Origin of the sequence: Schaalia hyovaginalis (assembly GCF_014208035.1) — a bacterium.
In the GTDB taxonomy this organism is placed as follows: domain Bacteria; phylum Actinomycetota; class Actinomycetes; order Actinomycetales; family Actinomycetaceae; genus Pauljensenia; species Pauljensenia hyovaginalis.
Map to the genome: position 1 here is coordinate 2249540 of NZ_JACHMK010000001.1, position 19690 is coordinate 2269229.

14 protein-coding genes and 1 pseudogene are annotated in these 19690 nt (G+C 66.3%); 13 read left to right on the plus strand and 2 right to left on the minus strand.

The window, feature by feature from the left end; all coding sequences use genetic code 11:
• Positions 1 to 139: 139 nt before the first annotated feature.
• On the minus strand, positions 140 to 4039 hold the full coding sequence (locus HD592_RS09935; protein WP_184454631.1) for a DNA-directed RNA polymerase subunit beta': 3900 nt from the start codon (positions 4037 to 4039) through the stop codon (positions 140 to 142).
• Between the two features lie 16 nt (positions 4040 to 4055).
• The gene (rpoB, locus tag HD592_RS09940; protein ID WP_184453761.1) at positions 4056 to 7532 is read right to left on the minus strand and encodes a DNA-directed RNA polymerase subunit beta; all 3477 of its coding nucleotides are present in this window, start codon (positions 7530 to 7532) and stop codon (positions 4056 to 4058) included.
• Positions 7533 to 8279: 747 nt separating this feature from the next.
• Between rpoB and HD592_RS09945 the strand changes: the two genes are divergently transcribed.
• The 13 genes and pseudogenes from HD592_RS09945 to HD592_RS12400 all read left to right on the plus strand — a co-directional run bounded on the left by HD592_RS09945 (position 8280) and on the right by HD592_RS12400 (position 19505).
• Complete coding sequence (locus HD592_RS09945) at positions 8280 to 8882, plus strand: tyrosine-type recombinase/integrase (protein WP_407822436.1); 603 nt, start codon at positions 8280 to 8282, stop codon at positions 8880 to 8882.
• 43 nt (positions 8883 to 8925) lie between these two features.
• Entirely contained in the window at positions 8926 to 9123 is a 198-nt protein-coding gene (locus HD592_RS09950) for a hypothetical protein (RefSeq protein WP_184453764.1), read from the plus strand.
• A gap of 32 nt (positions 9124 to 9155) precedes the next feature.
• Positions 9156 to 9356 (plus strand): hypothetical protein, encoded by a 201-nt coding sequence (locus HD592_RS09955; protein WP_184453766.1) that lies wholly within the window; start codon positions 9156 to 9158, stop codon positions 9354 to 9356.
• Positions 9357 to 9381: 25 nt separating this feature from the next.
• Complete coding sequence (locus HD592_RS09960; RefSeq protein ID WP_184453768.1) at positions 9382 to 10170, plus strand: ParA family protein; 789 nt, start codon at positions 9382 to 9384, stop codon at positions 10168 to 10170.
• Positions 10167 to 10487 (plus strand): hypothetical protein, encoded by a 321-nt coding sequence (locus HD592_RS09965; protein ID WP_184453770.1) that lies wholly within the window; start codon positions 10167 to 10169, stop codon positions 10485 to 10487. The genes HD592_RS09960 and HD592_RS09965 overlap by 4 nt, the downstream gene beginning before the upstream one ends.
• Positions 10488 to 10566: 79 nt before the next feature.
• Positions 10567 to 10683: pseudogene (locus tag HD592_RS12715) on the plus strand (DUF2786 domain-containing protein); the annotation flags it as partial.
• 87 nt (positions 10684 to 10770) lie between these two features.
• A complete protein-coding gene (locus HD592_RS09970; RefSeq protein ID WP_246430018.1) occupies positions 10771 to 11337 on the plus strand; it encodes a DUF7168 domain-containing protein in 567 nt (188 codons plus the stop codon).
• Between the two features lie 88 nt (positions 11338 to 11425).
• Positions 11426 to 11893: a glutaredoxin domain-containing protein gene (locus tag HD592_RS09975; protein ID WP_184453774.1), complete on the plus strand. Its 468-nt coding sequence runs from the start codon at positions 11426 to 11428 to the stop codon at positions 11891 to 11893.
• Positions 11890 to 12843 (plus strand): C40 family peptidase, encoded by a 954-nt coding sequence (locus HD592_RS09980; RefSeq protein WP_321082607.1) that lies wholly within the window; start codon positions 11890 to 11892, stop codon positions 12841 to 12843. The genes HD592_RS09975 and HD592_RS09980 overlap by 4 nt, the downstream gene beginning before the upstream one ends.
• Positions 12844 to 12863: 20 nt before the next feature.
• Positions 12864 to 13055, plus strand: a complete 192-nt coding sequence (locus HD592_RS09985; RefSeq protein ID WP_184453776.1) for a hypothetical protein — start codon at positions 12864 to 12866, stop codon at positions 13053 to 13055.
• Positions 13056 to 13075: 20 nt separating this feature from the next.
• A complete protein-coding gene (locus tag HD592_RS09990) occupies positions 13076 to 13441 on the plus strand; it encodes a single-stranded DNA-binding protein (RefSeq protein WP_184453778.1) in 366 nt (121 codons plus the stop codon).
• A 215-nt stretch (positions 13442 to 13656) separates the two neighbouring features.
• On the plus strand, positions 13657 to 14370 hold the full coding sequence (locus tag HD592_RS09995; RefSeq protein WP_184453780.1) for a hypothetical protein: 714 nt from the start codon (positions 13657 to 13659) through the stop codon (positions 14368 to 14370).
• Between the two features lie 173 nt (positions 14371 to 14543).
• A complete protein-coding gene (locus tag HD592_RS12400; protein ID WP_184453782.1) occupies positions 14544 to 19505 on the plus strand; it encodes an SNF2-related protein in 4962 nt (1653 codons plus the stop codon).
• Positions 19506 to 19690: the final 185 nt, after the last annotated feature.

Sequence of the window (19690 nt, forward strand, 5' to 3'; positions counted from 1 at the left end):
GGGGCGATGAGCGCGCCCTCGAAGCGCCCTCGATGAGACGGGACGAGACGGCGGGAGGCCCGACGGTTCACACGAACCGCCGGGCCTCCCGTATCCCCAGGGCCCGACGGCCGATCACGGACCGCCGAGCCCCCGGGGCTCACTCGTGGAAGGTCATCCCGAAATCGATCGAGCCGAGCGCATCGAGGAAGTCCTCGGACACGCCGCCCGTCGTGAAGTCCATCTCCGAGTAGTTGGAGTTGGCGAGCGCATCCGCGGTGGGCTCGACCGTGACGCGGTTGTAACGCGCCAGACCCGTGCCGGCCGGGATGAGCTTGCCGAGGATGACGTTCTCCTTGAGGCCGACGAGCGAATCGGACTTGCCGTTCATCGCGGCCTCGGTGAGAACCTTCGTCGTCTCCTGGAAGGAGGCCGCGGACAGCCACGAATCGGTCGCGAGCGACGCCTTCGTGATGCCCATGAGCTCCTGACGGGCCGATGCGGGCTGACCGCCCTCGGCTGCGACCTTGCGGTTCTGCGCGAGGTAGGCCATGCGGTCGACGCGCTCGCCCGGGAGGAAGTCGGTGTCCCCGGACTCGAGGACGGTCACGCGGCGGAGCATCTGCCGGACGACGACCTCGATGTGCTTGGAGTGGATGCCGACGCCCTGGTCGCGGTAGACCTTCTGGACCTCGTCGACGAGCTGCTTCTGCGCGACGTTGCGACCCATGATGCGCACGACCTCCTTCGGGTCGAGCTGACCCTCGGTGAGGGGCTGACCGGCCTCGACGTGCTGGCCCTCTTCGACGAGCAGCTTCTGACGGCGCGACACCTCGATGACGTCGTCCTCCATCGCGTCATCACGGGTGATGATGATGCGACGGGCGGAGGCGTTGTCGTCGTCGATGTGGACGCGGCCGGCGGCCTCTGCCATCTTCGCCTCGGCCTTGGGCGTGCGGGCCTCGAAGAGCTCCTGCACGCGGGGAAGGCCCTGCGTGATGTCGGCCGCGGAGGCGGCGCCACCGGTGTGGAAGGTGCGCATCGTGAGCTGCGTGCCGGGCTCGCCGATCGACTGGGCGGCGATGATGCCGACGGCCTCGCCGATGTCGACCTGCTTGCCGGTCGCCAGCGAGCGGCCGTAGCAGGCGGCGCAGGTGCCGACCTGCGACTCGCAGGTGAGAACCGAGCGGCAGACGACCGACTCGACGCCTGCGGCGGCGAGCTGCGCGAGCTCCTCATCACCGAGGTCGGAACCTGCGGGGAGGACGACCTCGCTGGCCTCGTTGACCGCATCCTGCGCGAGGTTACGGGCGTAGGCGGTGGTTTCGACGGTGTCGACGGCCACCCACTGGCCCGCCTCGGTCTTCTCGGCGATCTTGATGCGGACGCCGAGACGGGTGCCGCAGTCGGCCTCGCGGACGATGACGTCCTGCGAGACGTCGACGAGACGACGGGTGAGGTAGCCGGACTCCGCGGTGCGCAGCGCCGTGTCGGCCAGGCCCTTACGGGCGCCGTGGGTCGCGATGAAGTACTCGAGAACGGTGAGGCCCTCGCGGTAGTTCGCCTTGATCGGACGCTCGATGAGCTTCTGCTTCGGGTCGGACACGAGGCCGCGCATGCCGGCGAGCTGCTGGACCTGCGACCAGTTGCCGCGGGCACCGGAGTTCACCATGCGGTACACGGTGTTGCGCTCGTCGAAGTTCGCGCGCATGTCCTCGGCGACCTTCTCAGTGCACTCGAGCCACAGCTTGACGAGCTCCTCGTAACGGGACTCCTCCTCGATGAAGCCCATGTCGAACTGATCCTGGATCTCCGCGGCGCGCTGCTCGTAGCTCGCGAGGATCTCCTCCTTGCGCGGGGAGGCCTGGATGTCGGAGAAGGCGATCGTGATCCCCGACCATGTCGACCAGTGGAAGCCGGCCGACTTGAGGGCGTCGAGGCACTCGGCGACGAGGACGTTCGGGTAGCGCTGGGTGAGCGTGTTGACGATGCGTCCGAGCTGCTTCTTGCCGACGACCTCGTTGACGAAGGGGTAGTCGACGGGGAGCTGCTCGTTGAAGATCGCCCGGCCGAGCGAGGTCTCGAGGACCACGTCGTCTCCGGGTTCCCAGCCCTCGGGGGCCTCCCAGTCGACGGGGGGCACGATTCCGGCGAAGCGGATCAGCGCCTTCGCGTTGAGGTCGAGATCGCCCTTGTCGAAGGACATGATCGCCTCGGCGACGGAGGAGTAGGACGGGACGACGGGCGCGCCCTCGGCATCGACCGCGACCTCGAGCGCCGGGTCGGGCTCGGAGGTGAGGTGGAACAGGCCGATGATCATGTCCTGCGAGGGCATCGCCACGGGGCGGCCGTCGGAGGGCTTGAGGATGTTGTTCGTCGACAGCATGAGGATGCGGGCCTCGGCCTGCGCCTCAGCGCCCAGCGGCAGGTGCACCGCCATCTGGTCGCCGTCGAAGTCGGCGTTGAAGGCGCCGCAGGCCAGCGGGTGCAGCTGGATCGCCTTACCCTCGATGAGCTGCGGTTCGAAGGCCTGAATGCCGAGGCGGTGGAGCGTGGGCGCGCGGTTGAGCAGCACCGGGTGCTCGCGGATGACGTCGTCGAGGACGTCCCACACCTCGGGGCGCTGGCGCTCGACCTTGCGCTTGGCGGCCTTGACGTTCTGCGCGTAGTTCTTCTCGACGAGGCGCTTCATGACGAAGGGCTTGAACAGCTCGAGCGCCATCTGCTTGGGCAGACCGCACTGGTGGAGCTTGAGCTGCGGGCCGACGACGATGACCGAACGGCCCGAGTAGTCGACGCGCTTGCCGAGGAGGTTCTGGCGGAAGCGGCCCTGCTTGCCCTTGAGCATGTCGGAGATCGACTTGAGAGGACGGTTGCCGGGGCCGGCGACCGGGCGCCCGCGACGACCGTTGTCGAAGAGGGCGTCCACGGACTCCTGAAGCATGCGCTTCTCGTTGTTCACGATGATCTCGGGGGCGCCGAGCTCGAGGAGCCTCTTGAGTCGCGTGTTGCGGTTGATGACGCGACGGTAGAGGTCATTGAGGTCGGAGGTCGCGAAGCGGCCGCCGTCGAGCTGGACCATCGGGCGCAGATCCGGCGGGATCACCGGGATCTTGTTGAGCACCATCGAGGCCGGGGAGGTCCCGGTCTGCACGAAGGCGTTGATGACCTTGAGGCGCTTGATCGCGCGGGCCTTGCGGGGGCCCGAGTCGGAGGCGATCGTCTGGCGCAGCACCTCGACCTCGGACTTGAGGTCGAAGGTCTCGAGGCGCTTCTGGATCGCGGCCGCGCCCATGTCGCCCTTGAAGTAGGTGCCGTAGCGGGCCGTCATCGCGCGGTAGAGGCGCTCGTCGCCGATGAGCTCTCCGACCTTGAGGTTCTTGAAGGTCTCCCACACGGTTTCGAGGCCTTCGATGTCGCCGTCGAAGCGCTTGCGGATCTTCGCCATCTCCTTCTCGGAGGACTTGCGAGCCTTCTCGATCTCCGCGTTCGACGCGCCCTCGTTCTCGAGGGCGGCGATCTCGGATTCGAGGCGCTCGGCGAAGTCGTTGATGGCGGAATCGCGCTGATTCTCCATCTGGCGCTTCTGGAGCTCGAGCTCGTCGCGGAGCTCCTTGAGGTCCTCGTCGCGGCCGACCTCGTTGACCTCGGTGATCATGTACGCGGCGAAGTAGATGACCTTCTCGAGGTCCTTCGGCGCGAGGTCGAGCACGTAGCCGAGGCGCGAGGGCACGCCCTTGAAGTACCAGATGTGCGTCACGGGGGCGGCGAGGTCGATGTGCCCCATGCGCTCACGGCGCACCTTGGAGCGGGTGACCTCGACACCGCACTTCTCGCAGACGATGCCCTTGTAGCGGACTCGCTTGTACTTGCCGCACGCGCACTCCCAGTCGCGCGTGGGGCCGAAGATCTGCTCACCGAACAGGCCGTCACGCTCGGGCTTGAGCGTGCGGTAGTTGATGGTCTCCGGCTTCTTCACCTCACCGTATGACCACGAGCCGATGTCCTCGGAGGTGGCCAGGGTGATCTTCAGGCTGTCGAACGTCTTGGCGTCCAGCAAAGTCATATCTCCCTAATCAGATCGCGTCGATGGTCGCCGCGGCGTTCGGACGGGCATCGAGGGTGATGCCGAGGTCTTCGCGCGCGTTGAAGTCTTCGTCCTGGTCACGCAGGTCGATGGCGTTGCCGGCCGCGTCGAGGGCTTCGACGTTGAGGCACAGCGAGCGCATCTCCTGGATGAGCACTCGGAAGGACTCGGGGATGCCGGGCTCGGGGATGTCCTCGCCCTTGACGATCGCTTCGTACACCTTCACGCGGCCGGTCGTGTCGTCCGACTTGATGGTGAGGAGCTCCTGGAGGGCGTAGGCGGCGCCGTAGGCCTCGAGCGCCCACACCTCCATCTCGCCGAATCGCTGGCCGCCGAACTGGGCCTTACCGCCCAGCGGCTGCTGAGTGATCATCGAGTACGGACCCGTCGAACGCGCGTGGATCTTGTCGTCGACGAGGTGGTGGAGCTTGAGCATGTAGGTGTAGCCGACCGCGATCGGGTACGGGAAGGGCTCGCCGGAGCGCCCGTCGAAGAGCCTGGCCTTGCCTTCCTCGTTCGTGAGGCGGTCGCCGTCGCGGTTCGGGTTGACGTTGCGCAGCAGGCCCGCCAGTTCTTCGGCTTCGAGGCCGTCGAACACCGGGGTCGCGACGAGCGTCTTCGGCGCGGTGGTGATGCCGTCGGCGGGCAGGTGGCGGGTCCAGGACTCGCCGGCCTCGACGGCCTTGGAGGCGTCCCAGCCCTGGTGGGCGAGCCAGCCGAGGTGGTACTCGAGGACCTGTCCGACGTTCATACGACCGGGGACGCCGAGCGGGTTGAGGATGATGTCGACCGGGGTTCCGTCCTCGAGGAAAGGCATGTCCTCGACGGGCAGGATCTTGGAGACGACGCCCTTGTTGCCGTGGCGGCCGGCCATCTTGTCGCCGATCGTGATCTTGCGCCGCTGGGCGACGTAGACGCGGACGGTCTGGCGGACGCCGGGGTTGAGGTCGTCCTCGTCGTTGTTGAACTCGCGGACGCCGATGACGATGCCCTCCTGGCCGTGGGGCACGCGCAGGGACGTGTCGCGGACCTCGCGGGCCTTCTCGCCGAAGATCGCGCGCAGGAGGCGCTCTTCCGAGGTGAGCTCGGTTTCGCCCTTGGGCGTGACCTTGCCGACGAGGACGTCGCCGGCCACGACCTCGGCGCCGATGCGGATGATGCCGCGCTCGTCGAGATCGGCGAGGGACTCCTCGGAGACGTTGGGGATGTCGCGGGTGATCTCCTCGTCGCCGAGCTTCGTCTCGCGGGCGTCGACCTCGTACTCCTCGATGTGGATCGAGGTGAGGACGTCCTCTTCGACGACGCGGCGCGACAGGATGATCGCGTCCTCGTAGTTGAGGCCCTCCCACGACATGTAGGCGACCAGGAGGTTCTTGCCGAGGGCGACTTCACCGTTGTCGGTGGCGGGGCCGTCGGCGAGGACGGTGCCGACCTCGACGCGGTCGCCCTCGTCGACGATGACGCGCTGGTTCGTGCAGTTGCCCGGGTTCGAGCGCTCGAACTTCTCGAGGCGGTACGAACGGCGGTCGCCCTCGTCCGTGGAGACGACGATGAGGTCGGCGGAGACCTCGGCGACGACGCCGGACACGTCGGAGACGATCATCTCGCCGGAGTCGGAGGCCGCGCGGCGCTCCATGCCGGTGCCGACGAGCGGCGCCTCGGTGGTGAGGAGCGGCACGGCCTGGCGCTGCATGTTCGCGCCCATGAGGGCCCGGTTCGCGTCGTCGTGCTCGAGGAAGGGGATGAAGGCGGCGGCGACGGAGACCATCTGGCGCGCGGAGACGTCCATGTAGTCGACGCGGTCGCGCGCGATGAGGGTCGGGTCCTCGCCTGCGACGCGGCAGAGCACGTGATCCTCGCTGAAGGTCCCGTCTTCTTCGAGGGGCGAGGAGGCCTGGGCGATGTAGTGCCCGAACTCGTCGTCCGCGGTGAGGTACTCGACCTCGTCGGTCACCTTGCCGTCGCGCACGACGCGGTACGGAGTCTCGATGAAGCCGAAGGGGTTGATGCGCGCGAAGGTCGCGAGGGAGCCGATGAGGCCGATGTTCGGGCCTTCAGGGGACTCGATCGGGCACATGCGGCCGTAGTGCGAGGGGTGGACGTCGCGGACCTCCATGCCCGCGCGGTCGCGCGAGAGGCCGCCGGGGCCGAGGGCCGAGAGGCGGCGCTTGTGGGTCAGGCCCGCGAGCGGGTTGTTCTGGTCCATGAACTGCGACAGCTGGGAGGTTCCGAAGAACTCCTTGATCGCGGCGACGACCGGACGGATGTTGATGAGCGACTGGGGCGTGATCGAATCCGCCTCCTGGGTCGTCATGCGCTCGCGCACGGTGCGCTCCATGCGGGCGAGGCCGTTGCGGACCTGCGCCTGGATGAGCTCGCCGACGGCGCGGATGCGGCGGTTGCCGAAGTGGTCGATGTCGTCGGACTCGACGCGGACCTCGACGGGCTGACCGGCGCGCACGCCAGCGAAGGTCTTCTCGCCCTGGTGGAGCGCGAGGAGGTACTTCACGGTCGCGACGATGTCGGACGGATCCAGGATCGACATCGTCGGGTCGGCGTCGAGGCCGAGCTTCTTGTTGATCTTGTAGCGGCCGACCTTCGCCAGGTCGTAGCGCTTGTCGTCGAAGTAGAGGTTCGACAGGAGCTTCTCCGCGGACTCGACGGTCGCGGGCTCGCCCGGACGGAGCTTGCGGAAGATGTCGATGAGCGCTTCTTCCGTGGTCTTCACCGCGTCCTTCTCGAGGGTTTCGAGGAGGACCGGGTAGTCGGAGAACTCGTCGCGGATCTCGGACTCGGTCAGGCCGATCGCCTTGAGGAAGTGGGTGACGGGCTGCTTGCGCTTGCGGTCGATGCGCACGCCGACTGCGTCGCGCTTGTCGATCTCGAACTCGAGCCATGCGCCGCGGCTGGGGATGATCTTCGCGCCGAAGGTCTCGCGGTCGGAGGAGCGGTCGGTGAGGCGCTCGAAGTACACGCCCGGGGAGCGGACGAGCTGGGAGACCACGACGCGCTCGGTGCCGTTGATGATGAAGGTGCCGCGCGGGGTCATGAGCGGGAAGTCGCCCATGAAAACGGTCTGGCTCTTGATCTCGCCGGTCTCGTAGTTCATGAACTCGGCGGTGATGTACATCGGTGCCGAGTAGGTGTAGTCCTTGGTCTTGGCCTCTTCGATCGAGTACTTGGGACGCTCGAGCCGGTGGTCCCTGAAGGACAGGGCCATCTTCTCGTTAATGTCCGTGATCGGGGAGAACTCTTCGAAGATCTCTTCAAGACCGGAGACGTCGGGGACGTCGGTGCGCCCCTGGGCCTTCGCGGCTTCGACGCGCGCCTTCCACGCGTCGTTTCCCAGGAGCCAGTCGAAGCTCTCGACCTGGAGGCCGAGGAGGTTCGGGGCCTGGAGCGGTTCGCGGAGCTTCGCGAACGAGATGCGGTTCCTGGGCTGGTTGGCAGTGCTGCTGGCAGCCAAAGGGGATCCTTCCCTGCAGTTCCTGTGCGCGCGCACGCCTTCGCCCATTATCTGACACCGTCCACTCCCGCTCGGCGCCTGGTTAGCGGGTGGGTACGGGTCACCTCGGGCACAATAAGGCGCAACTAGTCATGCTAGGCTTGCGGGCCCGCCGACTCAACACGCTGAGGCATTTGTGTTGCGATTCACGAGGGCGGGGCTATCCTTCGCCTTCCCTGCGAAAATCCCGTCCTCGGCGCTTTTGGCGACCTCCGCGGTTGGCGTCCTCGGTGTTCCCGGCGCCCTTGCCGTTCTTGGTGCCCCAAGTCGGGCTTGAACCGACGACCGACGGATTGCTCGCCATTGCGATCGTCGCCGTGGTCAGCTTTCTGCTCCAGCGCACGATCCCCACTCCCCCAGCAACGCTTGCCTTGCCATTAGTGCCCGCGTTGCCGCCTTTGCCAGCCGCAAAATCCTTTCTGGCCTGCAAAGAAACGGGAGACAGTTGGACCCATGCGACCAACTCATCCCCTCTCACTACCGATCCCCGAAGGCTGGACCGGTCCCCTGACGGACTGGGCTACGAACTTGAGGGCGGCTGGTTTCAGTGAGCGAACTGTCAAGACACGCAGCGTCCAGCTCCGGCGTATCGCTCGAGAACTCGGACGAAGCACACCCGATCAAGTCCAACCGCAAGACCTTCTTGAGTGGGCCGGACATCAAGACTGGGCAGCCGCCACACGGCACAGCTACTACACCAGTCTTCGAGTGTTTTTCCGCTGGTACTACGGTCCAGACGCCCTCAGGAAGAGCCCCGCACTCGCTCTCCCCCGCGTCACCTGCCCTCCCGGCATTCCACGCCCAACGCCCCGCGAAGTCCTCGACGACGGGCTTCAGGCTGCGAGCGAACGAGTCGAACTCATCCTCAGCCTCGCCGCATGCGCTGGACTACGCGCCACCGAGATCTCACAGGTCCACGCAAACGACCTCGTCGACGATCTCGAAGGATTCTCCCTCGTCGTGCACGGCAAAGGAGGGCGCATCCGCCAGGTTCCGCTCCCCACATGGCTCGCCTTCCGCGTCGAGTCCGCCTGCGACCAGGGCAAAGGATGGGCCTTCCCCTCCAAGTACGGGGGCCACATCTCCGGCGCACGAGTCAGCGAACTCGGCTCCCAAGCCTTGCCGGGCAGATGGACGCTCCACACCCTCAGGCACCGCTTCGCGACCCTCGCCTACCGAGCAGACCGCGACCTCCTCACCGTCCAACGACTCCTGGGACACGCATCTGTTCAGACAACGCAGCGATACGCCGAACCGCCCCACAACGCCCTCCGACGGGCCGTGCGAGCAGCCGACATCCACCGCAACTGACAGCAACGCCAGCACACCTGGCACAACCCGCAAAGGAAGCCCCATGCGACTCCTCACCGAAACCGAGCAGAACATCCTCATCGAAGCCATCACCAGCCACCGCGAACACCTCGAAGACCTCATCTTCCGCGACCAGCAGACGAGCGCCGACGCCAAGTGGCAGGAGGAACTCACCGCCACAAACAACCTCTATGAGCTCGTCTTCTCGGCTGGCTCCGTGTGCCTGTTCGACCAGAAGTGACAGCAATGCCAGCCCCGACAGCATCGCCAGCCATGCAGGTCTTGTCCACGAATGAGCAGGTCACGCTCATGGCCGCCCTCGACGAGTGGACTGACCGTCTCGTCGTCGAGCGGGCCGCAGCCGACCAGGCAGGCGAACCAACCACCGCCTTCACGGCACAGCTCGCCACGACGAACGACCTCTACCGGCTGATCGCCAATGCGAGAAGCGTCATCATTCAGCCCTTCGACTAACCCGAAACAATCCCAGGAGAACCTCATGAAGACTCTCGCCATCTGCAACCAGAAGGGCGGCGTCGGCAAGTCGACGACCACCTTCCATTTCGCCCGTGCGGCCGCGCTCGAGGGACTGCGGGTCCTCGTCGTTGACCTCGACCCGCAGGGAAACATCACAGCCAACCTCTCCTGCGATCCTCTGCCGGAGACCAGCGTCGGCGTCGCCGACGCCCTTACCCCGCACGGTGCGCTCGCACTCCACGATGTCACCGTCTCCACGGTGTGGGGCGGAGTGGACCTCGTTCCCACGCCCAACGGCGACAACCTCGCAGGGGTCCGCGATCGCCTGGTCAGTCTCCCGATCGGAGGAGAGTCCCGCCTGGCCCACACGCTCACCGGCGCGGGAGCCTCCCACGATCTCGTCCTCATCGACTGCCCGCCCTCGCTCGACAAGCTCACCATCAACGCGCTCGTCGCCGCCGATGGAGTCCTCATCGTCACCCAGTCCAAGCAGTGGAGCGCCACCGGGCTCGCCAACCTGTTGAGCACGGTGAGCGCCGTCCAGGAAGTCAACCACCGTCTCCACGTCGCCGGGATCGTCGTCAACATGCACGAGAAACAGACGATTTCCGGCAGCGGATGGCTCGCCGACCTCCACTCATTCACCGAAACGGAGCACCTGCCCCTCATCTCCACTCCGATCCCGCGCGCGGTCCTCATCTCCGACGCCGTGGAAGCCTCGACCGCCCTCGACGAATGGCCCACCAACCGACGCCAGGCCCGCGCGTTCTCCGACCTGTACCGCACGATCCTCAAGGAGGCCCTCCGATGAGCACGCGACCCCAACCCCGTACCTCCAAGCTCACCGGCTACACCCACGTCACAACTCCGCCGAGCCAGACCCCACGCCAGCCCGAGCAGCCCGCCCCAACCATGAAGATCAAGGTCACCTTCCGCGTCGACGCCGACCTCATGGACCAAGCCCGAGCAGCGTTCTGGACCTGCGGCCCCCGAACGGGCGTCTCCTCCCTCGCCGAGTGGATCCAAGAAGCCATCGAAGCCAAGCTCGCCGACGACATCGCCACCTACAACGACGGTCAGCCCTTCACCCCCGTTCCCACCGGCCGACTCCCCACCGGACGCCGCTAGCCGCGCGTGCGCATTCGACAGCACGCCCGGCACTGCCATCAACACCGGCACGCCTAGCAACGCTGAGAAGGACCCTCTGATGACCAGCACTATCGAAGACCAGATCCGACGATTCCTTGCCATTGCGCGAGATTCCGGCGCGAGCACCAATGAGCGTGAGGTCGCTCTCGAGCGGGCGAGCATCCTCATGGCTCGTCACTCCATCACACGCCTAACCGACGAGTCGTCGCCCGCCGTCCGACGCGACGAGATCAAGACTCGGGAGATAAGGATTCCCGGAGGCATGACGACTCCCTCACTAGCGCAGGCGCACGCCGTCCACCAGGTCGCCCAAGCCTGCGGAGCGACCACCTACTACACCGACGAGAGAAGACGCCCAGGGAGCCCCGGCGTCTTCGTGCACGTGGTCGGCTTCGTCTCCGACCTTGACTGGCTCGCTCCTCTCATCACTGCTCTGACGGCTCACACGGCTTCAGCCTGGACCCAATGGCGCAAAGCCAGCCCCGGCTACAAGCGGATGAAGCCCGCCAACCAGCGGCGCGCACGAGCAGGCTTCATCCTCGGATACGCCCAAGGAGTCGCCCAACGGATCCGCACCACCCGCAGCGCCACCATCACCGAGCAGGAGGCCGCCGGAGACTCCTCCACCGCACTTGCTGTCCGGGATCGCTCCCGCAGGCTCGCGGACTACATCACCACCCTCGATCTCCACGAGGGCAGCGGAGTCAACACCCATGAGCGTGCGCTCAAGGACGGGCGCGACGCGGGCTGGAACTCCCACCTCGGCACCGACACCCCCAACCTCAACAACTCAGAGCATCGCCAGATCGCCGCCAACAGGCGCGGCTAGGCGTGTGTGCACACCCGACGTAAAGACATGACGCGCCCCTCCCTGCCAGGTCGGCACGCCACTCCACGATCGTGAAAGGACTGAACCGATGCTCACATCACAGACCCGCGTGCACGCCCCCGGAAGTATCGATCCGAATCGGGACGACTGGGAAGGCACGATCCACGAGCGTCAGGACGATCGGGCAGACACCCTACCCGCTGTCACCCTCTACACGACACCGGGATGCCCCGGCTGCCAGATGACGCACCGGGCTTTCGAGAAGGCTGGACTCGAGTTCATCACGATCGACCTATCGACCCGACCCGACCTCATCGAACAGTTCAAACGCGAGGGGCTCATGTCGGCGCCGATCCTTGAAGACGAGGCGGGGGAGCGAACGAGCGGATTCCGCCCCGACAGGATCCGGGCTCTCATCGCCGCGAACACCGGCAAGACCACCCACGCCAGCACAGCCCGCAACGCCAGCACCGCTGGCGCAGCCAGCACAACGGGTTCCGCCCCGTCGCGGCCTCGCGGGCGGTCCACGTTCGAAGCGGGAGGTCCGCGCCCGTGAAGCTCGGATTCGCCGCCGTCGCTCTCGCCCCGCTCGCGATCCTTCCCCTCATGATCGTCGCCTCGTCCCAGGCGACGGGCGCGAGACCGCTGGGCTCAGGCTTGGCAGGGGTGCCCGCCGAGTACCGCGACGCGATCATCGCGGCCGGCTCGCAGTGCGAGGGCGTCACCCCGGCAATCCTCGCCGCCCAGATCAAGCAGGAGTCCGGGTGGAACCCGCAGGCCGTGAGCCCCGTCGGAGCACAGGGCCTCACCCAGTTCATGCCCACGACCTGGGCCGCCCACGGCGTCGACGGCGACGGAGACGGCAAGGCCGACCCGTTCAACCCCCTCGACGCGATCGCCAGCCAGGGCCGCTACATGTGCGAACTTGCCTCGTCTGTGCGCGCTTGGCTTGACCAGGGCACGGTCTCGGGCGACTTCACATCCCTGGTACTCGCCGCCTACAACGCCGGCCCCGGCGCCGTCCACGACAATCACGGGATGCCTCCCTTCCCGGAGACCATCAACTACGCCGCCAGGATCATCGCCGACGCCACCACCTTCGCGGGCGCCTCGTCAGCGAGCGGGAATCAGATCGTCGACCAAGCGCGCACCCACACGGGAGCTCCCTACGTGTGGGGCGGAACAACCCCTTCCGGAGTCGATTGCTCCGGCCTCATCGTCCTGACCATGCAAGAACTCGGCTACTCCTTCCCCGAAGGTCGGCCCAGTGCCGACCAGATCGTCCACTCCAGCGCCGTCGCCCCGATCAGCGAAGCCGACCTCCAGCCCGGAGACTTCATCGGCTTCTCCCAGTCCGGCACACCCCACGTCGACCACATCGGGATCTATGTCGGCGACGGACGCATGATCCACGCCCCCGACTTCGGCGCCGTCGTCCACGAGGTCCCCATTTCCACCGGCTACTGGCGCAGCCAGCTCTGGTTCCCCGTCCGCTACACCCGCTAGACCCCGAAAGGCCCCCGAACATGTCCCCCGTATTCGCCGCCGTCGCAGGCACCGTCATGAGCCTGTCAACCGTCTCCTCACTCGTCGTCGGAGCCGCCATCGCGTCCAACGCTGAGCCCGAGTATCAGAAGGCAAGCTTCCTGACGATCAGCGGCGTCGGCATCCTCAGCGCCGCCGCCTACCTCATGGCAGCCCACGCACTCCTCAACTGACCCCCTGAAAGGACACCATCATGAGCTACATCATCCGCAGCGGAAACCTCACCGGCGCACCCGCCACGACCACCACCGACCGGGGGCGCACGCTCACGCACGCCAGGGTCGCCGTCACCGACCGTGTGCGAAGCGAGGACGGTGAATGGGCCGAAGGCGCCACCGTCTTCTACGACCTCACCATCCCCGGCACCCCCGGCGAAAGGCTCGTCGGCTTCCAGGAACGTGCAGGCAACCGACGCATCGTCTTCGCCGGAACCTACAGCGTGCGCGAGTGGACGGGACGCGACGGCGAGACGCGCCTCTCCCACCAGGTGTGGGTCGACCACATCGGCGCCGACCTCGCCACCAACGACCTCGCCCTCGCCCTCACCGACGACGAGTAGGCGGACGCAAACGCCAGCGGGCACTGACACCATTACCAGCACAACCCGCAACGCCAGCACCGCGGGCACCCAGGTGTGTGTGCACACCCGACGTGATCACAGACGCGATCACCACGGGAAGGGACCACCGATGGCCCGGCACACCACCACCGACGAGAACCAGCTCGACCTGTTCTCCATCTTCGAAGAGCAGGACGTTTACAAGGAGGAACACGATGCGCTACGACACGAGCGGCAGAACCTACTGGTACCAGTGGTGGAAGGACCGGATTCTCAGCGACAGGCAAGCGAGCGTGTTCCTCATCGACACGATGACCCATTGGGAGCAGATCTTCCTCGAGGAGACCATCGAGGAGCACGCCCAGCTCTTCAACCCGACGGATCCGGCCTGGAGTCCGATCGACTGGGCTGGGGAGTACACGGTCGAGGACACGACGGACCCGCAGGAAATCCGGCTGCTCCAGAATCAGCTCGAGAAGGAGATCCTCACGCGCTTCTACGAGCTGGCGATGGCGCGACTGTGCATCCTGACCGGGATGGGATCGGACTGGAACGGAGCTCCCTGGACGGAATCCGACTTCGATCCGAAGCTCGACTTGAATCGGTTGACGATGCTGGTCCAGGGCGACGACAGAGACCGGGCAGCACAGTGGATGCTCAACCACGGCCCCGTGGATACCGAGACGATCCTCGTCTGGTTCATGATGTGGTGGCTCGACCGGCCCCTGCCGGAGGGTCTGGTGGAGACTCCGCCGGCCCAGTGGGACACGATCAGCTCGACGCATCGGTATCCCACTCCGATTCCGTTCTGGGTTGGCGAGACGCGCCCCTTCTCCCAGTGGGTGAACGATCTGATCTTGCAGCTCGCGCAGCGCAAGGGCCTGGACTGGGAGGACCTCATGGAGCTGACGGCAGAGGACGAGCAGTAGGCCCCTCCTTCACCCCGTCATCACACGCGACGCCCTCCACCCCCACGCGGAGAGCCGACGCGAACCTCCACGCGATCAGCCTCCTTCACGTCCTCGAATCCGAAGGCCGCCCCGCCACCCCCGCCGAGCAGGCTCAGCTCGCCCAGTGGAGCGGATGGGGCGGCCTGTCGGGGATGTTCGATGAGTCCAAGCCCGAATGGGCCTCACGGCGCGAGCACCTCCAGGGCCTCCTCAACGATGAGGACTACGCCCAGGCGCGCGCCAGCGTCCTCAACGCCCACTACACCCACGCCCAATACGTCGAAGCGATCTGGCACTCCCTCGCCGCCCACGGCCTCACCTCCGGGCACGTCCTCGAGCCCGGATGCGGGGCGGGCACCTTCATAGGGCTCGCCCCCGACGGCGTGGCCATGACGGGCGTCGAACTCGACCCGACGACCAGCCGAATCGCCCACGCCTTGTACCCGAACGCGGAAATCCGCAACGAGGGTTACGAAAAGACACCGACAACTCGGCTTTTCGACGCTGCGGTAGGGAACGTCCCCTTCGGGGACTACGCCCTCTACGATCCGGCGAACAACCCCGGCGAGCACTCCATCCACAACCACTTCATCATCAAAGCTCTCGCCCAGACCAAGCCCGGCGGCTACGTCGCAGTCCTGACCAGCCACCACACGCTCGACGCGAAGAACCCGTCCGCCCGCCGTGACATGTACGAGCGCGCCGACCTCATCTCCGCGATCCGTCTCCCGTCGGGCGCGCACGAGCAGACCGCCGACACGCAGGTCGTCACCGACCTCCTCGTCTTCCGCGTCCGCAAGGACGGTGAAGAGCCTCGTGCGTTCACCTGGGAGCACGCTCACTCTCACGTTCTCGCCCCCGAGGCGACCCCGGTCGCGATCAACGATGCGATCATGAGCCGACCGGACCGGGTGATCGGCACCATGTCCGCCACGCGGGGCCTCTACGGCGCAGTCGGCCTTCACGTCGCTTCCACGACGGACGCCTCCACCATCGCAGCCCAGATCACGAGCCGCCTCGACCAGGACCTCACCCAGGCGACCATTGAGGGCCTAGCCTACGACTCCACCCCAGCTCCCACCATCGACGCGACCGCAGGCATCACCGTCGACGCGCGCGAGCTCGGCTCCCTGCGATCCAACAAGGGCGCCTTCGAACGCCTCGGCGCCGACGGCTGGGAAGCGATCAAGGTCCCCAAGACTCAGCAGGCCGAGCTCGCGCGCCTGCTCGATCTTCGCGACCGCACCCGGACCCTCCTCACCCTGGAGACCCGCAGCCGCACGGACACGCCTGAGATGACGGCGTGCCGCCAGGGCCTGCGGGACGCCTACATGGCCTACACCGTGGACTTCGGTCCCCTCAACCGCGCCAAGCACCGCACGCACATCACGATCGACAAGAAGACCGGTGAACAGGAAGAGGACATCATCACCACGCGCCCGCCGGTCTTCCGGATCTTCGCGAAGGACCCCTACGCCGCACTCACCCGCGCCATCGAGGTCTACGACGACGAGGCCGAGACTGGCCGGCCCGCTCCGCTGCTGGAGCGACGCCAAGTGTTCGCCTCATATGTCCCCAAGGGCGCTTCGACCCCTGAAGACGCACTCGCGATCTGCCTCGACCAGAAGGGCAGCATCGACCTCGACTACTGCCAGTACCTACTCGCAGCCACAGACACCAGAGAAGCTCGCGCCACGCTCGGCGAGCTCGTGTTCGACACCCCCGAAGGCCACATCGTGCGCCGCGAGGAGTACCTGTCGGGCAACGTGCGCGCCAAGCTCGCGGCCGCCAAGGAGCTGGCCCTCACCGACCCGGCGTTCCAGGCCAACGTCGACGCCCTCCAGTCCGTCATGCCCGACGACCTCGGAATCGCCGACATCTGCGTCACCCTCGGCGCCCCCTGGATCCCCGTGAAGGACCACCAGGCGTTCCTGTCTCGCGAGCTCAACCTTCCCGGACGGCTCACGTACAACCCGTCAGACGGGTGGGGCCTGACCGGCGCCCCCACGCACGGCATCAACCAGACCTCCCGATGGGGAACCGACCGCAAGACCGGAACCGACATCTTCAAGGACCTGCTGAACTCCAAGGAAATCAAGGTCACCGACACGGTTCCCGTGACGCGCGACGACGGATCACCGACCACCCGCACCGTTGTCAACCGGGCCGCGACTGAAGCCGCCCAGGGCAAGGCAGACGAGATTCGCGAGGCGTTCCAGCAGTGGATCTGGCGCGACCCCCACCGGGCACGACGCCTCGTCGCCACCTACAACGAACGCTTCAACTCGCTCGTACCCCGCAGCTACGAGGACGCCGGCCGCCACCTCCAGCTACCCGGCCTCGCCTCCACATTCACGCTCCGCACCCACCAGCGAGCCGCGATCGCCCGAATGATCGCCGAACCTACCTGCGGCCTGTTCCACGAGGTCGGCGCCGGGAAGACACTGGAAATGGTGTGCGGCGTCATGGAGCAGAAGCGCCTCGGCCTCGTCTCCAAGCCGATGATCATCGTCCCCAACCACATGCTCGGCCAGTTCGAACGCGAATGGCTCCAGGCATATCCCCACGCTCGTATCCTCACCGCCGACTCCCAGCGCTTCTCCAAGCCCGAAGGCCGCCAAGACTTCTTCGCTCGGGCCACCACCAGCGAGTGGGACGCCGTGATCTGCACACAAGCCGCGTTCAAGAGAATCCGCGTCTCGAAGCAGACCAGAGCCGCATACGAGAACAAGGAGCTCGCCGACCTCGACGCCTGGCTCGCACAGGCCACCGACTCCATGTCCATCCGCAAGGCGGAATCGAAACGGAAGAAACTCCAAACGAGACTCGACGAAGCACAGGCAGCAGCCGAGGCAGCCTCCGACGCTGGCCTCGTCTTCGAGGAACTCGGCGTCGACTACCTCGTCGTTGACGAGGCCCACTACTACAAGAACCTCGCGGCGAACACGGAGATCGACGGCGTGATCGCCAGTACGTCGGCAGCCAAGTGCACTGACCTGGATATGAAACTGGACTGGCTGCGAGCAACACACGGTGAACGCGTTGCGACGTTCGCGACCGCCACCCCGATTGCGAACACGATGGGCGAAATGTGGGTCATGACCCACTACCTGCGCCCCGACCTGCTCACCGACGCTGGGCTCACGACCTTCAACGAATGGGCTCGGACGTTCACCGCCACGGAGCAAAGGATCGAGTCGACCGTCTCCGGCGCCCTCGCCGCCAAGCAGCGGGTCGCCCGCTTCCAGAACATGCCTGAACTGCTCACAATGTGGGGGGTCTTCGCCGACGTGAAGACCCGCAGCCAGCTCGACCTGAAGATCCCCGAACTCGCCGCACGCACCAACGGTGCACGCGAGCCTGAAGTCGTCGCCGTCAACATCGGGGCCGCGATGAACGAGTTCACCGAGGCGATCTCCACGCGCGCCGACCGGATCCACAACGGTGCTGTGCCCGCATACGAAGACAACTTCCTCGCCATCACCACCGACGGGCGAGCGATGGCCACCGACTACCGGCTTCTCTCCGACCAGTCCGCCACCCGAGCCCTCACAGGCGTCACGAGCCCCATCAGCAGCCAGAAGATCGACGCCGTAGCAGCGAACGTCGCCCGCATCTACCACGAAACCAAGAACCGGACCTACCAGGATGTGACAGGGGAACTCTCCCCCATCCCCGGAGCACTCCAGCTCGTCTTCTGCGACCAAGGCACCCCGAAGAAGGACTGGAACCTCTACGACGAACTCAAGACCCTCCTCGTCAACGCGGGCGTGCCCGCAGACAAGATCGCCTTCACCCACGACGCCACCAGCACCGACGAGAAGGACCGCCTCTTCATGCAGGCGCGAAACGGAGCCATTAACGTCCTCATCGGGTCAACCGAGAAGATGGGCACCGGCGCGAACATCCAGGCACGCGCAATAGCCCTTCACCACGTCACCGCCCCTTGGAGGCCAGCCGACATCGCCCAGCGGGAGGGCCGCATCCTGCGCCAAGGCAACCAGAACGACGAGGTTCAGATCTTCCGCTACGTCACCGAGCACTCCTTCGACGAATACTCCTGGCAGACCCTCGAACGCAAAGCTCGCTTCATCAACCAGATCATGACCCATACGGTCGACGCTCGCACCGCCGAAGACATCTCCGCAGGCACCGAGGAAGCCTCCTACGCCCAAGTCAAGGCGATTGCATCTGGCAACCCCCTCCTCCTCGAAGAAGCCCGCCTGAAGAACCAGGTCACCACCTACCAGGCCCGCTCCAAGAACCACGAGCTCCAGCACTCCCACCTACGCACGATGCTCCCCTCCTTCGACCGGCAGATCACAGCCCTCACTCGCAAGGCCCAGATCCGAGAAGACCTCGCCGCCCGCACCACATCCACCAAGGGCGACGACTTCACCGCCCGCATCGCCGACATTCTCGCCGACACCCGCGCCGACGCCGCCGCCACGCTCACCCGCACGCTCACCGCCTGCAACCTGAGCTCCAACCGGATGGCATACATCAACTTCCACCGGCAAGGCCTCCCCAACGTCGAGGTCACCGTCGCCGGACACCAATTCGTCTTCGGCGTCGCACCCGCTCCACGGGACGCCTACGACTACCCCGACATGAGCAAACCCACCGTCCTCGTCGCAGCCCTCAAAGACCTCCACATGGACGACGAGTACCTCACCAACGAGGCCGTCCGCTTCGCCGTCACCGACCTTCGCGACCCCTCCCAAGCCCTCGGCGTCATCCGCAAGCTCGAGAACCACGCGACCAACCTGGCCACCACTGCCAAGCGATACCGCCAGCACGCCGACGACGCCCAGGCCGAACGCGACCGGGCAACCGCCGAGCTCGCCCGCCCCAACCCCTACACCGACCGGCTTGCAGCCGCCCAGGCCGAGCTCGACGCGATTCGCCGCCAGATGAGCCAAGCCGCCCACGGGCAACAACTCATCCCCGAGCTCGACCCCACGCCCAGAGGCATCGACGCCGACGTGGCGCGAGTACGCGCCCTCCCCCTCGGGGACACACTACGATGCCGCGCCGCCTCCCCGAGCAGTCCATCCGCGCCCTTCACCGGGAATCAGCACTCCGCCGGACGGGCGAGCGCCACTCTACGTTGAAGTGCCACGCCTTCCGTGTCGGGTTTGCAGGTCTGAAACAGCGAACCTGACACGACGGCCTCCAGTATCAAGCGTCTCCCCTCGGCAACGAACTGTCCGATTCCGAGATGGCGAAGAAATCCAAACAGCGCCACGAACGAGGACAGCCTCGAGCAGGCAACCGCCCTGAGCCAAGGCTCAGGGCG